Source organism: Variovorax nivicola, from assembly GCF_051216475.1.
Classification (GTDB): Bacteria; Pseudomonadota; Gammaproteobacteria; order Burkholderiales; family Burkholderiaceae_C; genus Variovorax.
The window spans coordinates 1-13,443 of sequence record NZ_JBPJZK010000002.1 but is presented as its reverse complement, the minus strand read 5'-3'; the positions used below and the strand labels follow the sequence as shown (position 1 = coordinate 13,443).

The window sequence follows — 13,443 nt, the reverse complement described above, 5'->3', positions numbered from 1 at the left end:
CTTGTTCGCAGCGAACAGTGGATCAGCGCTTGCTGAACTGCTTGCGACGACGGGCGGAGTGCAGACCGACCTTCTTACGTTCGACTTCACGTGCATCGCGCGTCACGAAGCCGGCTTGGCTCAGGACGGGCTTGAGCGACGCGTCGTAGTCGATCAGCGCACGGGTGATGCCGTGGCGCGTGGCGCCGGCTTGACCCGATTCGCCGCCACCGTTCACGTTCACCATCACGTCGAAAGCTTCGAGGTTGTTGGTCAGCGCGAGGGGCTGCTTGGCAATCATGATCGAGGTTTCGCGGCCGAAGAACTCTTGGATGTCCTTGCCGTTGACCGTGATCTTGCCGGTGCCTTTTTTCAGAAACACGCGGGCGACGCTCGATTTGCGACGGCCGGTGCCATTGTTCCATTCACCAATCATTCTCAAGGCTCCTTACAGTTCCAGCACTTTGGGCTGTTGGGCGGTATGCGGGTGCTCAGCGCCACCGTACACCTTGAGTTTCTTGATCATCGCGTAACCGAGCGGGCCCTTGGGCAGCATGCCCTTGACAGCCTTTTCCAGGGCGCGGCCCGGGTGCTTGGATTGCATGTCGCGGAAGTTCGTCGCCGTGATACCGCCCGGGTAGCCCGAGTGACGGTAGTACACCTTGTCGATCGACTTGGCGCCGGTGACGCGCAGTTGCGCGGCGTTGATGATGACGATGAAGTCACCGGTATCGACGTGAGGCGTGTAAATGGCCTTGTGTTTGCCGCGCAAACGGAGAGCAACTTCGCTGGCTACTCGTCCGAGGACCTTGTCGGTCGCGTCAATCACAAACCACTCGTGCGTCACGTCAGCGGGCTTGGCGCTGAACGTTTTGGTCATGAGTTTTCTCTTGAAAAGAGGGTTTGGCGGGCCCTTTTCCACGGTCGGCGTTCCTCTGACGGGAATCTCTTAGGTGGGAAGGTAGTCTTCGCCGCGGGGCCACAAAAACGCTGCGAAGCCCGCGATTATATAAAGAATGGCCCTGTGCTGGCAAATTCGCATATGTGCGGCCCAACACCGTTACCATCCTCCCCCTATGTTCAGTTACCGCCACGCCTTCCATGCCGGCAACCACGCCGACGTGCTCAAGCACACGGTGCTGATTGCCACGCTCGACCATCTGCTTGAAAAAGAGGCAGCCCTCACGGTCGTCGACACCCATGCCGGCGCCGGCCTGTATCGGCTCGACGGCGACTATGCCGGCACCAGCGGCGAAGCGGCCGACGGCATCCTGCGCCTTCTTTCAGACAAGAAAGAGCCCACAACACCCGCCCCCATAGCGAAGTCTGCTAGCAAAAAGGTAGCGCCCGAAGCCGAAGCCCCACTGGCCGACGCTATCGTCCGCTACCTGAGCGTGATCCACGACTTCAACCCCAAGGGCGGCGCCCGCGTCTACCCCGGTTCGCCGTTCATCGTGCAGCACCTGCTGCGCGACCACGACAAGCTCAAGCTGTTCGAACTGCACCCAACCGACGCCCGCACGCTGGACGCCAACATTGCCCAGCTCGAAGCCGGCCGCCAGATCGCGGTGCTGCGCGAAGACGGCTTCGGCAGCGCCACCAAGTTCCTGCCGCCGCCGTCGCGCCGCGCGCTGGTGCTGATGGACCCCAGCTACGAGATGAAGACCGACTACGGCCGCGTGCTCGATTTCGCGGCCGAGGCGCTCAAGCGCTTTGCCACCGGCACCTACGCGATCTGGTATCCGATCATTCCGCGCCCCGAGGCGCACGACCTGCCGCGCCGACTCAAGACGATGGCGACCAAGGCCGGCAAGTCGTGGCTGCACGCCACGCTGACGGTCAAGTCCAGCAAGATCACGACAGACGCATCGGGCGAAACGCACCGGCCGGGGCTGCCGGCCAGCGGCATGTTCCTGATCAATCCGCCGTACACGCTGAAGCCGCTGCTGGCGGAAGCGCTGCCGCAGTTGGTGGAGCGCCTGGCGCAAGACCGGCACGCCGCTTTCTCGCTCGATTCGGGCGGCTGAGCCCCGCCTTTTCGTTTCTTATTTACGGCGACGGGGCGGCACGACCACCTTGCGCCGCGCGAGCACCGGCGACTTGGCTCGCTGCTGCACGGCCGCAGCCGCCACTGGCGCCGACGCATCGCCAGCCTCCACCGGCAAACCGCCGCAACGCATCCCTTCACGGTCGACGATCGACAGCGCCACCTGCTTGATGCCCAGGCCCGTCAGGCCGATGCGGTCGGCCGCCGCACGGCTCAGGTCGATCACACGGCCCGCCGCATAAGGTCCGCGATCGTTGATGCGCACCAACACCTCGCTGCCGTTGACGAGGCTGCGCACGCACACGCGCGTGTTGAAAGGCAGGGTCTTGTGGGCCGCCGTCAGGGCGGTCATGTCGAAACGCTCGCCGCTGGCGGTCTTGCGCTGATGAAACTGGATGCCGTACCAGGAGGCGCCGCCGCGCTCGAAGATTTCGCGCGGCCCGTCGTCGCCGGGCACGCCGTCGTCCGGCGTCTGTTCGCCCGCGCCGGACACCGCGAGGTCATAGCGCACCGACGGCACGCTCGAACGCGGCGCCGCGCCCGGCGGCACCGCAATGGCGCGGGGCAAGGGCAGCAGCTTCGCCGCCCCGCCTTCGGCGTCCGTGGCCGGCGGCATGGCGCAACCGACGAGCACGCAGGTCGCGGCGACCAGGACTGCACGAAGCCCTGCGCGCCCTCTCAATCGAGGCGCTCCAGTACAGCCAGCGTGGCCGCCGACTGGTTCATCGTGTAGAAGTGCAGCGCCGGGGCGCCACCGTCGCGCAGGCGCGCGCACAGGTCGGTCACCACGTCGAGGCCGAAGGCCTTGATCGACGCCGTGTCGTCGCCGAAGCTTTGCAGACGCAGGCGGATCCAGCGCGGAATCTCGGCGCCGCAGGCGTCAGAGAAGCGCATGAGCTGCGTCGAGCTCGTGATCGGCATGATGCCCGGCACGACCGGCGTGTCGAGCCCCAGCCTGCGCACGTCGTCGACGAAGCGAAAATAGGCCTCGGGGCTGAAGAAGTACTGCGTGATCGCCGAGTCGGCACCCGCCTTCACCTTCGCGGCAAAGGCCTGCAGATCAGCTTCGGGCGAACGGGCCTGCGGATGGATCTCGGGGTAGCAGGCCACCTCGATGTGAAAGTCGCGGCCGGTCTCTTCGCGGATGAAGGCGACGAGGTCGCTTGCATACAGAAACTCGCCACCGATGCCGTAGCCGCTCGGCAGGTCGCCGCGCAGGGCCACCAGGCGCTTGACGCCCATGGCCTTCAGCTCGGCGAGCTGCTCGCGCACCGTGGCGCGCGTGGCGCCGATGCACGAGAAGTGACTCGCGGCGTCCACGCCTTCGGACAGGATCTCCTGCACCGCACCGAAGGTGCCCTGGTGCGTGGAGCCGCCCGCGCCATACGTGACCGAGCAGAACTGCGGCTTGCGCACATACAGCTGCTGGCGCACAGCGCGCAGCTTGACCGCGCCTTCAGGCGTCTTGGTCGGAAAGAATTCGAAACTCAGCGGAAGGCGCACCTGCGTCTCCTTAGGAACCGTCGTTCGCGTCCTGGACGGCACGAACGGCATGAATGAAAAACTCGCGGTTGCCGTCGCCTCCGGCGATCGGGCTGTCGAACCACTGCAGCACCCGAAGGCCGAGCGCCTCGCAGGCGTCGTGCAGGCGCTTCTCGACCACCGCATACATCGACTCGTCGCGCACGATGCCGCCCTTGCCGACCTGGCCCGGCTGCAGTTCGAACTGCGGCTTGACCAGCATCAGCAGGCGCCCGTCGTCGGCCAGGAATTCGACCACCGCCGGCAGCACCAGCGTGAGCGAAATGAACGACAGGTCGCCAACGATCAGGTCGAAGCGCGACTCGCCTTCTTCTTCCAGATCATCGGGCGACAGCGCACGCGCATTGACGCCCTCGATGGCGACCACGCGTTCGTCCTCGCGCAGCCGCGCATGCAACTGCCCGTGGCCGACATCGACGCCAACCACCTTCGCAGCACCGCGCTGCAGCAGGCAATCGGTAAACCCGCCGGTCGACTGGCCCACGTCGAGGCACAGCTTGCCGGAGGGATCGATGCCGCTCTCGGCCAGCGCGCCTTCGAGCTTCAGTCCGCCGCGCGACACGTAGCGCGCCTCGGCCGCATCGACCAGATCGAGCTCGGCCGATTCGGGCACGTCGTCTTTGTTCTTGACGACTGAGCGCCACGCGTCGCTCGTGCCCGCGTCGCGCCAGCGCAAGCCGCCGGCAATGAGCCGCACGGCCTGCGAACGCGACGCGGCCAGGCCGCGCTCCACCAACAGTTGATCAGCGCGCATCCGTTGTCGATCAGTAGCGGTACGTGTCCGGCTTGTACGGACCGTTCTTGCTCACGCCGATGTAGGCGGCCTGCGCGTCGGTCAGCTCGGTGAGCATGGCGCCGACCTTCTTCAGGTGCAGGCGCGCGACCTTCTCGTCGAGGTGCTTGGGCAGCACGTAGACCTTGCCGGCTTGGTAGGCGTCGGGCTTGGTGAACAGCTCGATCTGGGCGATGGTCTGGTTCGCGAACGAAGACGACATCACGAAGCTCGGGTGGCCCGTGCCGCAGCCCAGGTTCACGAGGCGGCCCTTGGCCAGCAGGATGATCTTCTTGCCGTCCGGGAAGGTGATGTGGTCGACCTGCGGCTTGATCTCTTCCCATTCGTACTTCTCGATCGAAGCAACGTCGATCTCGTTGTCGAAGTGGCCGATGTTGCAGACGATGGCCTGGTCCTTCATCTTGGCCATCGTGTCGTGCGTGATGACGTCCTTGTTGCCGGTGGTCGTCACGAAGATGTCGGCCTTGTCGGCGGCATATTCCATCGTCACGACCTTGTAGCCTTCCATCGCGGCCTGCAGGGCGTTGATCGGGTCGATCTCGGTCACCCACACTTGCGCCGACAGTGCGCGCAGTGCCTGTGCCGAGCCCTTGCCCACGTCGCCGTAGCCGGCCACGCAGGCCACCTTGCCGGCGATCATCACGTCGGTGGCGCGCTTGATGCCGTCTACCAGCGATTCGCGGCAGCCGTACAGGTTGTCGAACTTGCTCTTGGTGACCGAGTCGTTCACGTTGATGGCGCGGAACAGCAGCGTGCCCTTGGCGCTCATCTCGTTCAGGCGATGCACGCCGGTGGTCGTTTCTTCCGTCACGCCGATGATCTCGGCCGACTTGCGGGTGTACCAGGTCGAATCGACGGCCAGCTTGGCCTTGATGGCGGCGAAGAGAATGCGCTCTTCCTCGCTGCCCGGATTGGCGAGCACGCCCAGGTCCTTTTCGGCGCGCTGGCCCAGGTGCATCAGCAGCGTGGCGTCGCCGCCATCGTCCAGGATCATGTTCGGGCCTTCGCCCTTCGAGTCCTTGGGGCCGAAGTCGAAAATGGCGTGGGTGTAGTCCCAGTAGTCCTTCAGCGACTCGCCCTTGATGGCAAACACCGGCGTGCCGGCGGCGGCGATGGCGGCTGCGGCGTGGTCCTGCGTCGAGAAGATGTTGCACGAGGCCCAGCGCACGGTCGCGCCCAGGGCTTGCAGCGTCTCGATCAGCACGGCCGTTTGAATGGTCATGTGCAGCGAGCCGGTGATGCGCGCGCCTTTTAGCGCCTGGCCCTTCGAGAACTCTTCGCGGATGGCCATCAGGCCGGGCATCTCGGTTTCCGCGATCTTGATTTCCTTGCGGCCCCAGGCGGCGAGGGACAAGTCGGCGATCGCCTGGTCGGCGGTCGAAACGGGGGTGGGCTTGAGAACAGCGCTCATGGGAACTCCAACAAAACTGGTTTGAAAGATGCCGCTGCGTACGGGGAACGGACTCACCGCAAGAACAGCGGGTGAGCGTGGTTGCGATGTGTGGTCCGAGCCTCACGCCTGACGGCGCTGCAACGCTCCTCGGAACGGCGGATTGTAGACGGGGCGACAGCCTGCGCCAATGCTCGGGGCTTGGCTGACATTTGTCACCCTCAACGTGACATTGACCTCTGGTTACGATTTCTGCGGGTTTGGTTCAGCAGCCAACCGGCCTGTTGTCGAGCCTATCTGAAAACAAAAGGGCACAAAAATGAGGATAACGAGGAATCTCGCGAGTTGGTGCATGGTCGCCTTGCTGGCGGCTTGCGGGGGAGGAGGCGGCGGCTCCGGCGGCCTTTCGCTGTCGTCGGGCGGCAGCAGCAAGCCGGAGGTCGCGGCCGGCAAGACACTGGGCGTGGACGCGCGCAACGGCAGCTATCGCGTCTACGCGGCCAATGGCACGCAACAGCAGCTGGCGGTCGATTTCGACGCCGGCAGCTACACGATGACGGACAACCTTGGCCTGGCCGAGTCCGGCACTTTCAGCGAAGACTTCACCGAACCCGGCACCTACGTCTTTGCCAGCAGCCGCATCACGACCGCGGCCAATACGTCGCGCTTCCGGGTGACGACGGACGCCATCGTCGGTGCCTTCCCGTTCCAGACCGCGTACTCGAGCCCCGCCACGTATGCCGCGCAGCCCTTCGTGGCCGCGCGCGACTTCGTGGCCACCGCGGCGCTGCTGGACGGCACCTACAACCGCTTCAGCGTCACGCGCAGCCCCGGCAGCGTGCAGGACTCGACGATCCTGTCGATGCGCCTGTCGGGCAGCGGCACCGTGCTGGAGATCTGCAACGACGCGATCGTCTACAAGATCGACCTCTGTCCCGCTTCGTCGAAGCGCACGTACGCGGTCGCGGCCGGCACCGACGACATCTGGGTCGGCACAAACGTGGCCAACTCCGCTGACGTCGCCAACTTCCGCGTTGCGCGCATCGGCGGCCAGAACGTCTACCTTGCCGGAGGCGTCAGCACCACGCCGGCGGTGCAGTTCCTGCGCATCGGCCTGCCCGAGTCGTCGAGCTGGCCCGCCACCCGCGGCGTCGGCGCATCGACCACGGGCAGCTGGGGCAGCAACCTGATCGACACCACGAACTCGGTACGCACGGCCACCAGCACGGACGGCACCTACGGCAGCCTGACGATGCCGGTGGACAGCACCGCCTACACGAACCAGCCCCAGGGCATCCGTGGCGTCAACCCGAGCGGCGCGAGCAAGTACTTCGCGATGCAGGGCGGCGCGCTTTCGGTGCTGGTCGGCTCGCGCAACCCGAGCACGCAGGGCTACATCCAGATCAACCTGATCGACACCGGCACCGCGCCCGATGCGCGCAACGGCCGCTACAAGGTCTACGCCACCAATGGCACGCGGCAGACGCTGGCGCTGAACCTGGACAGCAAGCGCTACGAGATGACCGACGAGACCGGCACCGTCGCCTCGGGCAGCTTCGCCGAAGACACGGCGGAGGCCGGCAGCTTCGTCTTCGACAGCAGCCGCATCACGAGCCCGGTGAACACGGCGCGCTTCCGCCTCGCGACGGACACGGTGGTCGGATCGTTCCCGTTCGCGGTCGCGCAGGTCACGCCGGTGAGCTATGGCGTGCGGCCTTTCGTGGCATCGCGTGCGCTGGTGAAGACGCAGGCTGCGCTGGACGGCACCTACAACCGGCTGGGCGTCAACCTGACGGCCACCACCGGCGATTCGTCGATCACGCAGATCCAGATCGCCAACGGCGGCGCCACGCTCTACCTGTGCAACGACAACACGATCTACCGCATCGACAACTGCCCGGCGGCCTCCCTGCGGACCTACACCGTGTCGGCCGGCCCGACCGTCGACACCTGGCACATCGTGAGCGTGACCAATCCGTCGGACAACGGCAACTTCGGGATCGCGCGCATCGGCGGCGAGAACGTCTACCTCGGGGCTGGCGTCAATTCCTCGACGCCCACGATCTCGCAGTTCCGCATCGGCCTGCCGGAGCGCGCGACCTGGCCCACCATCGCCGCGCGCGGCGGCGCCGCCAACGGCAGCTGGGGAAGCACGGCCATCGACGCTTCCAGCTATGCACGTATGCAGGCGCTCCCCGATGGCACAACGGCCACGCTCAATGCAACGCTGGGCTCCATGGGCACGATCGGTCCGCTCAACATGCGCGCCGCAACGTTCGGCGGCACCGCGTTCCACTTCGCGAGCCAGAGCAGCAAGCTCTTCGCGATGGTCGGCTCGCGCAACCCGGCCACGGCCGGCGCGCTTGAAATCGACCTGATCGACTGACGCTCCAGGCTCTTCGTAAAAAGGCCGCACACCGCATCGCGCGGTGTGCGGCCTTTTTTCTTGCTCATTCAGGCCTAAGTCGGCGGCCTGCACGATTTGCCGCCGCGACGTACATTGGCCGGCCCTCCATCAGCCACCACATCCCATGCCAATTTTTCCATCCAGAGCCCTGCTCGCCGCCACCGCCCTTTGCCTGACCGCCGCCGTGCTGCCAACCGCCGCATCGGCGCAAAGCTCCGACACCGTACGCATCCGCGGCACCATCGTGCGCGTCGATGCCAACACCCTCGTCGTGCAGGACCGCGGCGGCGAAGTCGTCTCGCTCGCGCGCCCGGCCGACCTGGCCGTGTCCGAGGTCTACCGCATCAAGCTGTCCGACATCAAGCGCGGCAGCTTCATCGGTACCGCCGCCATGCCGCAGGCCGACGGCACGCAGAAGGCGCTCGAAGTGGTGGTGTTCCCCGAAGCCGCGCGCGGCACCGGCGAAGGCCATCGCCCATGGGACCTGCTGCCCCAGAGCACCATGACCAACGCCACGGTCGCCGACCTGGCCGCGGCGCCGAAGTCGGTGCGCGGCGGCCAGCAGCTGCGGCTGACCTACAAGGGCGGTGAGAAAACCGTCATCGTGCCGCCCGACGTGCCCGTGGTCACCTTCCGTCCCGGCACCGACGCGCTGCTGGTGCCCGGCGCCCACGTGCTGGTCAACGCGCAGGAAAAGAACGGCACGCCCACGGCGCTGCGCGTCACGGCCGGCCGCAACGGCTTCGCGCCGCCGATGTAAGAAGAAGCCCGGCACCCAAGGGAAATCCCGCAGGCATTTTTGTCGCTGCGGCGACCTCCGGTGCATCTGTGCGGCGTATCGTGGCGAGGGACTTTTGCCGCCAGGCTGGTCCCTGCCATCCAACCGTTCACCGTCACAGGAGATTCCGCACCATGGCCACTGCCAAGAAAGCCGCCGCCAAGAAGACCACTGCCAGCAGCAGCACCGCCAGCGCGAAGAAGGCGATGCCGACCGCCGCGGACATGCTCAATCCGCTGAAGGGCATGGCCGACAAGCTGCAGAACCTCAACCTGACCGGCGGCGCCGGCAAGCTGCTGGAGAGCGGCCGCAAGGACCTGGCGGCGCTGATGCAGGCCAACGAGAAGTCCTACCAGGGCCTGCAGACCGTCGTGCAGCGGCAGACCGAGATGATCAAGAGCGCGATTGCCGAATGGCAGACCGCCGCCAAAGAGATGCCGGGCAAGGACCCGAAGGAAAACCTGGCCAAGCTCGACGAACTCGGCCGCCAGTCTTTCCAGCGCGCCATCGACGACATCAAGGAGCTGGCCAACCTCGCCGCCAAGTCGCAGGCCGACGCCTTCGACGTGGTGCGCCAGCGCATCCAGGCCAACGTGGACGAAGTAACGAAGCTGCTGCAGCGCAAGTAACAAGCCGGGCGCCGCAGCCATGACCGCAGTCCCGCCCCGCGTCGAGCGGCGCAGCAGCGCCAATGGCATCGAGCTCGCCTGGGACAGCTTCGGCGACGCCAATGCGCCGCCGCTGCTGCTGGTCATGGGCCTCGGCGCGCAGATGGTCGCGTGGGACGACGCGTTCTGCGCCCGGCTCGCCGAAGCCGGCGGGCACCGCGTGATCCGCTTCGACAACCGCGACATCGGCCATTCGACGCACCTCTCGCACCTCGGCGTGCCCGACATCCAGGCGCTGATGGCGCAGGCGATGGCGGGCCGGCCGCTGCGAACGCCCTACAACCTGCGCGACATGGCGGCCGACTGCGTCGGGCTGCTCGACGCGCTCGGCATCGCGCGTGCCCACATCGTGGGCGCCTCGATGGGCGGCGCCATCGGGCAGGAGCTGTGCGTTCACCATCCGCATCGCATGCTGTCGTTCACCAGCATCATGTCGACCACCGGCGCTCCGGGCCTGCCGCCACCCACGCCCGAGGCAATGGCCGTGCTGTTCACGCCTTCGCCGACCACCTTCGAGGCCTACCTGCCGCACTACGCCAAGGTGTGGCGCGTGCTGCGCGGCCCGTCCGACTTTCCGCTCGACGAGGCGCGCGACGCCGAAAAGGCCCAGCTCGTGTTCCTGCGCGGACTCAACCCGGCCGGCGTGGCGCGGCAGCTCGCGGCCATCCTGGCCTCGGGCAATCGCAAACCCGCGCTGCGCGACGTGCGCGTGCCCACGCTGGTGATCCACGGCGACGCCGATCCGCTGGTGCCGGTGGCCTGCGGCGTGGACGTGGCCGATGCCATTCCGGGCGCGCAGCTGCTGCGCATTCCGCGCATGGGCCACGCACTGCCCATTCCGATGTGGCCGCAGATCGTCGATGCCATTGCCGCGCACACGGCGCACACGGCGCACACGACGCGACACTCGAACACCTGAGACGACAACGACAAACAAGGGAGCACCAGCCATGAACAAGTTCTCCCCGCTCGACCCGATGGCGATGTGGCGCGAGCTCACTGCCCAGTGGGAAAAGAGCACCAACGAATTCGCCAACGAAGCCATGTCCTCGGACCCGTTCCGCCAGGGCATGCACGGCGGCATGAACGCCTCGCTCACCGCGCAGAAAGCGCTGGGCGACGTGATGGCGCGCTACCTGACGCTGCTGAACCTGCCCACGCGCGCCGACCTCCAGGTGCTGGGCGAGCAACTGCAACGCATCGACGACCATCTCGCGCGCATCGCCCGCGCGGTGGAAGGCGGTGCCGGCCCCGCGCCGACCGCGCAAGCCGCTGCGCCGAAGCCGCGACGCACGCGCCAGCCGCCGAGCCCGCCGCCGGCCGCAACGGCGAAGCCGGCCCGCACGCGCAAGCCAGCAGCAGGAAAGCGCCCCACATGACCACCGCCCTCGATGCCTTCGCCCTGCCCGACATCGGCGCAGAGATCGAGCGCGCGATCCAGCGAAACATCAAGGGCCTGGACTTCCTCACCTCGGCCACGCCCACCGTCGGCCAGACGCCGAAGGACGAGATCCATCGGCACGGCACGCTGAGCCTGTACCACTACCGCCCGATGGTCGACGAGATCTACCGCGTGCCGGTGCTGATCGTCATGGCAACCACCAACCGCGGCTACATCCTCGACCTTGCGCCGGGCCAGAGCATGGTCGAGCACCTGCTGCTGCAGGGCTACGACGTCTACATGATGGACTGGAACGCGCCGCGCCCCGACGAGAAGCGCCTGCGCATCGAGGACTACGTGCTCGACTTCATCCCCGACTCGCTGCGGCGCGTGCAGGAGCGCTCGGGCGAGGAAGACGTCACGCTCATCGGGTACTGCATGGGCGGTGTGCTCTCCACGCTCTATGCGGCGCTGCACCCCGGCGGGCCCATGAAGAACCTCGCGCTCTTCACCACGCCGATCGACTTCAGCCACATGAAGATGTTCCACGCCTGGTCGGACAAGCGCTACTTCGACGTCGACCGGCTGGTCGACACCGTGGGCAACGTGCCACCCGAGATGCTGTTCGCCTCCTTCGACATGCTGCGCCCGGCAGGCCGCAGCGCGGGCGTAGTGCAGCTGTGGGACAACATGGACAACGACGAGTTCGTCAAGTCGTACCGCATGTTCGACCGCTGGGGCACCGACATGCTGCCGCTGGCCGGCGAGTATTTCCGCCAGACCGTGAAGGAGCTCATGTGGGGCAACAAGCTGCACAAGGGCGAATTGACGCTCGGCGGGCGCAAGGTGCTGCTGAAGAACATCAAGGTGCCGGTGCTGCACGCTCTCGCGCAGCACGACCACATCGTCCCCTACGAAGCGGGGCAGCCGCTGATCGCCGGCATCGGCTCGGCCGACAAGGAAGAAGTGGTGCTCAAGGGCGGCCACGTCAGCCTTGCCGCCGGCCCCAACGCAGTGCGCAGGCTGTGGCCCAAACTCGACGAATGGCTTGGAGTGCGATCGACATGACCATCACCGCCGTTTCCGATTCTTTTTCGCGGACCTATCCGCGCACCGTGACGAGCAGCGAAGGCAACATCGTCCTGCGCCTGATGACCGCGGACGACGCGCCCGCCGTGCTGGCCTTTGCACAGGCACTGCCCGCGCACGACCTGCTCTTCTTGCCGCGCGACATCACCCAGCCCAAGGTGATGAACGCCTGGGTCCGTGCCATCGAGCGCGGCGACATCGACAGCGTGCTTGCGGTGCGCGACGCCGCGGTGCTCGGCTGCGCGGCGGTGATCCGCGATCCGCACTCGTGGTCCAGCCACGTGGCCGAGCTGCGCGTGCTGGCCGCGCCCGAGCAGCGCGGCAGCGGCCTGGGCCAGCGGCTTGCACGGGAGGCCTGCGCGCTGGCCATCGAACGCGGAGCGGAAAAGCTCGTCGCCCGTATGACCGTCGACCAACGCAGCGCCATCGCCGTCTTCCAGGCCCTGGGCTTCCGCCCCGAGGCGCTGCTGAGCAAGCACGTGAAAGACTGGCAAGGCGTGACGCACGACCTCGTGGTGCTGAGCCACGACGTGGCGCGGTTCGAGGCGCAGATGCGGGCGTATGGGATGACGGAGGCGTTCTAGGGGATTTCTGCGTCTTCCAGTCTTGCCCCGGCCAGATCCTTGGGCGAGAGTTGCGGGCTGACGCCGGTATCCGGCCACGCGATCGCCAGCCCGGGGTCGTTCCATGCGATGCAGCGCTCGTGTGCCGGCGCGTAGTAGTCGGTGGTCTTGTAGAGAAACTCCGCCGTATCGCTCAGCACTAGGAAACCATGCGCAAACCCTGCGGGCACCCACAGTTGCTTGTGATTGTCCTCCGTCAGTTCGACGCCTACCCATTGGCCGAACGTCGACGACGACTTGCGAATGTCGACCGCCACATCAAACACCGCACCCCTCACCACGCGCACCAACTTGCCTTGCGGCTGTTGAACTTGGTAGTGCAGGCCTCTCAGCACGCCCTTGACCGAGCGCGAATGATTGTCCTGCACGAAATCGACATGCTTGCCCACGGCCTCGTCGAACGCCTTCTGGTTGAAGCTCTCGAAGAAGAAGCCGCGTGCGTCGCCGAAGACCCTGGGCTCGATCACCAGCACGTCGGGAATGGCTGTTGGGGTGGCCTTCATGAGCGAACCTCTTCAGCCAACAAGTGACTCAGGTACTTGCCATAGCCGTTCTTCTGCAGCGGTGCGGCCAGTCTGGCGAGCACTTCGCTGTCGATGTATCCGTTGCGCCATGCGATTTCTTCAGGGCAAGCGATCTTCAGCCCCTGCCGATGCTCCAGCGTCGCGATGAACTGCCCCGCCTCCAACAGGCTGTCGTGCGTGCCTGTATCCAGCCATGCGTAGCCGCGCTGCATGATCTGCACA

15 protein-coding genes, 1 pseudogene and 1 riboswitch are annotated in these 13,443 nt (G+C 66.3%); of the genes and pseudogenes, 8 read left to right on the top strand and 8 right to left on the bottom strand.

Annotation, left to right across the window (positions count from 1 at the left end; all coding sequences use genetic code 11):
- Positions 1 to 22: 22 nt before the first annotated feature.
- Both rpsI and rplM read right to left on the bottom strand, forming a co-directional pair.
- The gene (rpsI, locus tag ACSFBF_RS08600; RefSeq protein ID WP_093056698.1) at positions 23 to 415 is read right to left on the bottom strand and encodes a 30S ribosomal protein S9; all 393 of its coding nucleotides are present in this window, start codon (positions 413 to 415) and stop codon (positions 23 to 25) included.
- A gap of 12 nt (positions 416 to 427) precedes the next feature.
- Positions 428 to 859 carry a 50S ribosomal protein L13 gene (gene rplM / locus ACSFBF_RS08595; RefSeq protein ID WP_028259766.1) on the bottom strand — a complete coding sequence of 144 codons (432 nt, stop codon included), beginning with the start codon at positions 857 to 859 and terminating at the stop codon, positions 428 to 430.
- Between the two features lie 196 nt (positions 860 to 1,055).
- Here rplM and ACSFBF_RS08590 point away from each other — a divergent pair, with 196 nt between their 5' ends.
- Positions 1,056 to 2,006 (top strand): 23S rRNA (adenine(2030)-N(6))-methyltransferase RlmJ, encoded by a 951-nt coding sequence (locus tag ACSFBF_RS08590; protein WP_435465984.1) that lies wholly within the window; start codon positions 1,056 to 1,058, stop codon positions 2,004 to 2,006.
- 18 nt (positions 2,007 to 2,024) lie between these two features.
- On the opposite strand, the gene ACSFBF_RS08585 is transcribed toward ACSFBF_RS08590, so the two are convergent.
- The 4 genes from ACSFBF_RS08585 to ahcY form a co-directional block, all read right to left on the bottom strand.
- Positions 2,025 to 2,642, bottom strand: coding sequence for a septal ring lytic transglycosylase RlpA family protein (locus tag ACSFBF_RS08585; protein ID WP_435465982.1), 618 nt, complete (start codon positions 2,640 to 2,642; stop codon positions 2,025 to 2,027).
- Between the two features lie 62 nt (positions 2,643 to 2,704).
- Positions 2,705 to 3,529, bottom strand: a complete 825-nt coding sequence (gene metF / locus ACSFBF_RS08580; RefSeq protein ID WP_435465980.1) for a methylenetetrahydrofolate reductase [NAD(P)H] — start codon at positions 3,527 to 3,529, stop codon at positions 2,705 to 2,707.
- A 10-nt stretch (positions 3,530 to 3,539) separates the two neighbouring features.
- Positions 3,540 to 4,322: a TlyA family RNA methyltransferase gene (locus ACSFBF_RS08575; RefSeq protein ID WP_435465978.1), complete on the bottom strand. Its 783-nt coding sequence runs from the start codon at positions 4,320 to 4,322 to the stop codon at positions 3,540 to 3,542.
- 10 nt (positions 4,323 to 4,332) lie between these two features.
- Positions 4,333 to 5,772, bottom strand: coding sequence for an adenosylhomocysteinase (gene ahcY, locus ACSFBF_RS08570; protein WP_435465976.1), 1,440 nt, complete (start codon positions 5,770 to 5,772; stop codon positions 4,333 to 4,335).
- A gap of 66 nt (positions 5,773 to 5,838) precedes the next feature.
- A riboswitch (S-adenosyl-L-homocysteine riboswitch) is annotated at positions 5,839 to 5,909 on the bottom strand.
- A gap of 194 nt (positions 5,910 to 6,103) precedes the next feature.
- Here ahcY and ACSFBF_RS08565 point away from each other — a divergent pair.
- From ACSFBF_RS08565 to ACSFBF_RS08535, 7 genes are all read left to right on the top strand, one after another.
- On the top strand, positions 6,104 to 8,137 hold the full coding sequence (locus tag ACSFBF_RS08565; RefSeq protein WP_435465974.1) for a hypothetical protein: 2,034 nt from the start codon (positions 6,104 to 6,106) through the stop codon (positions 8,135 to 8,137).
- Positions 8,138 to 8,282: 145 nt separating this feature from the next.
- Positions 8,283 to 8,918 (top strand): single stranded DNA-binding domain-containing protein, encoded by a 636-nt coding sequence (locus ACSFBF_RS08560; protein WP_435465972.1) that lies wholly within the window; start codon positions 8,283 to 8,285, stop codon positions 8,916 to 8,918.
- A gap of 152 nt (positions 8,919 to 9,070) precedes the next feature.
- Entirely contained in the window at positions 9,071 to 9,565 is a 495-nt protein-coding gene (phaP, locus tag ACSFBF_RS08555; RefSeq protein ID WP_435465970.1) for a TIGR01841 family phasin, read from the top strand.
- Positions 9,566 to 9,584: 19 nt separating this feature from the next.
- The gene (locus ACSFBF_RS08550; RefSeq protein WP_435465968.1) at positions 9,585 to 10,523 is read left to right on the top strand and encodes an alpha/beta fold hydrolase; all 939 of its coding nucleotides are present in this window, start codon (positions 9,585 to 9,587) and stop codon (positions 10,521 to 10,523) included.
- Positions 10,524 to 10,554: 31 nt separating this feature from the next.
- Complete coding sequence (locus tag ACSFBF_RS08545; protein WP_435465966.1) at positions 10,555 to 10,983, top strand: hypothetical protein; 429 nt, start codon at positions 10,555 to 10,557, stop codon at positions 10,981 to 10,983.
- The gene (locus ACSFBF_RS08540; RefSeq protein WP_435465964.1) at positions 10,980 to 12,053 is read left to right on the top strand and encodes an alpha/beta fold hydrolase; all 1,074 of its coding nucleotides are present in this window, start codon (positions 10,980 to 10,982) and stop codon (positions 12,051 to 12,053) included. The genes ACSFBF_RS08545 and ACSFBF_RS08540 overlap by 4 nt, the downstream gene beginning before the upstream one ends.
- A complete protein-coding gene (locus tag ACSFBF_RS08535) occupies positions 12,050 to 12,658 on the top strand; it encodes a GNAT family N-acetyltransferase (RefSeq protein ID WP_435465962.1) in 609 nt (202 codons plus the stop codon). Before ACSFBF_RS08540 ends, ACSFBF_RS08535 begins: the two co-directional genes overlap by 4 nt.
- Here ACSFBF_RS08535 and rfbC read toward each other — a convergent pair.
- Together rfbC and ACSFBF_RS08525 are read right to left on the bottom strand one after the other, a co-directional pair.
- Entirely contained in the window at positions 12,655 to 13,200 is a 546-nt protein-coding gene (gene rfbC, locus ACSFBF_RS08530; protein WP_435465960.1) for a dTDP-4-dehydrorhamnose 3,5-epimerase, read from the bottom strand. The two genes, ACSFBF_RS08535 and rfbC, sit on opposite strands and share 4 nt — an antisense overlap.
- Positions 13,197 to 13,443, bottom strand: a pseudogene (locus ACSFBF_RS08525) (glucose-1-phosphate thymidylyltransferase RfbA); the annotation flags it as partial. The gene rfbC and the pseudogene ACSFBF_RS08525, both read right to left, overlap by 4 nt.

Excerpts from the sequence above, each read along its gene's own strand:
- rpsI (WP_093056698.1), bottom strand. The coding sequence starts at position 415 with ATGATTGGTGAATGGAACAATGGCACCGGCCGTCGCAAATCGAGCGTC.
- rplM (WP_028259766.1), bottom strand. The coding sequence starts at position 859 with ATGACCAAAACGTTCAGCGCCAAGCCCGCTGACGTGACGCACGAGTGG.
- ACSFBF_RS08590 (WP_435465984.1), top strand. The coding sequence starts at position 1,056 with ATGTTCAGTTACCGCCACGCCTTCCATGCCGGCAACCACGCCGACGTG.
- ACSFBF_RS08585 (WP_435465982.1), bottom strand. The coding sequence starts at position 2,642 with ATGCCGCCGGCCACGGACGCCGAAGGCGGGGCGGCGAAGCTGCTGCCC.
- ACSFBF_RS08575 (WP_435465978.1), bottom strand. The coding sequence starts at position 4,322 with ATGCGCGCTGATCAACTGTTGGTGGAGCGCGGCCTGGCCGCGTCGCGT.
- ahcY (WP_435465976.1), bottom strand. The coding sequence starts at position 5,772 with ATGAGCGCTGTTCTCAAGCCCACCCCCGTTTCGACCGCCGACCAGGCG.
- ACSFBF_RS08565 (WP_435465974.1), top strand. The coding sequence starts at position 6,104 with ATGGTCGCCTTGCTGGCGGCTTGCGGGGGAGGAGGCGGCGGCTCCGGC.
- ACSFBF_RS08560 (WP_435465972.1), top strand. The coding sequence starts at position 8,283 with ATGCCAATTTTTCCATCCAGAGCCCTGCTCGCCGCCACCGCCCTTTGC.
- phaP (WP_435465970.1), top strand. The coding sequence starts at position 9,071 with ATGGCCACTGCCAAGAAAGCCGCCGCCAAGAAGACCACTGCCAGCAGC.
- ACSFBF_RS08550 (WP_435465968.1), top strand. The coding sequence starts at position 9,585 with ATGACCGCAGTCCCGCCCCGCGTCGAGCGGCGCAGCAGCGCCAATGGC.
- ACSFBF_RS08545 (WP_435465966.1), top strand. The coding sequence starts at position 10,555 with ATGAACAAGTTCTCCCCGCTCGACCCGATGGCGATGTGGCGCGAGCTC.
- ACSFBF_RS08540 (WP_435465964.1), top strand. The coding sequence starts at position 10,980 with ATGACCACCGCCCTCGATGCCTTCGCCCTGCCCGACATCGGCGCAGAG.
- ACSFBF_RS08535 (WP_435465962.1), top strand. The coding sequence starts at position 12,050 with ATGACCATCACCGCCGTTTCCGATTCTTTTTCGCGGACCTATCCGCGC.
- rfbC (WP_435465960.1), bottom strand. The coding sequence starts at position 13,200 with ATGAAGGCCACCCCAACAGCCATTCCCGACGTGCTGGTGATCGAGCCC.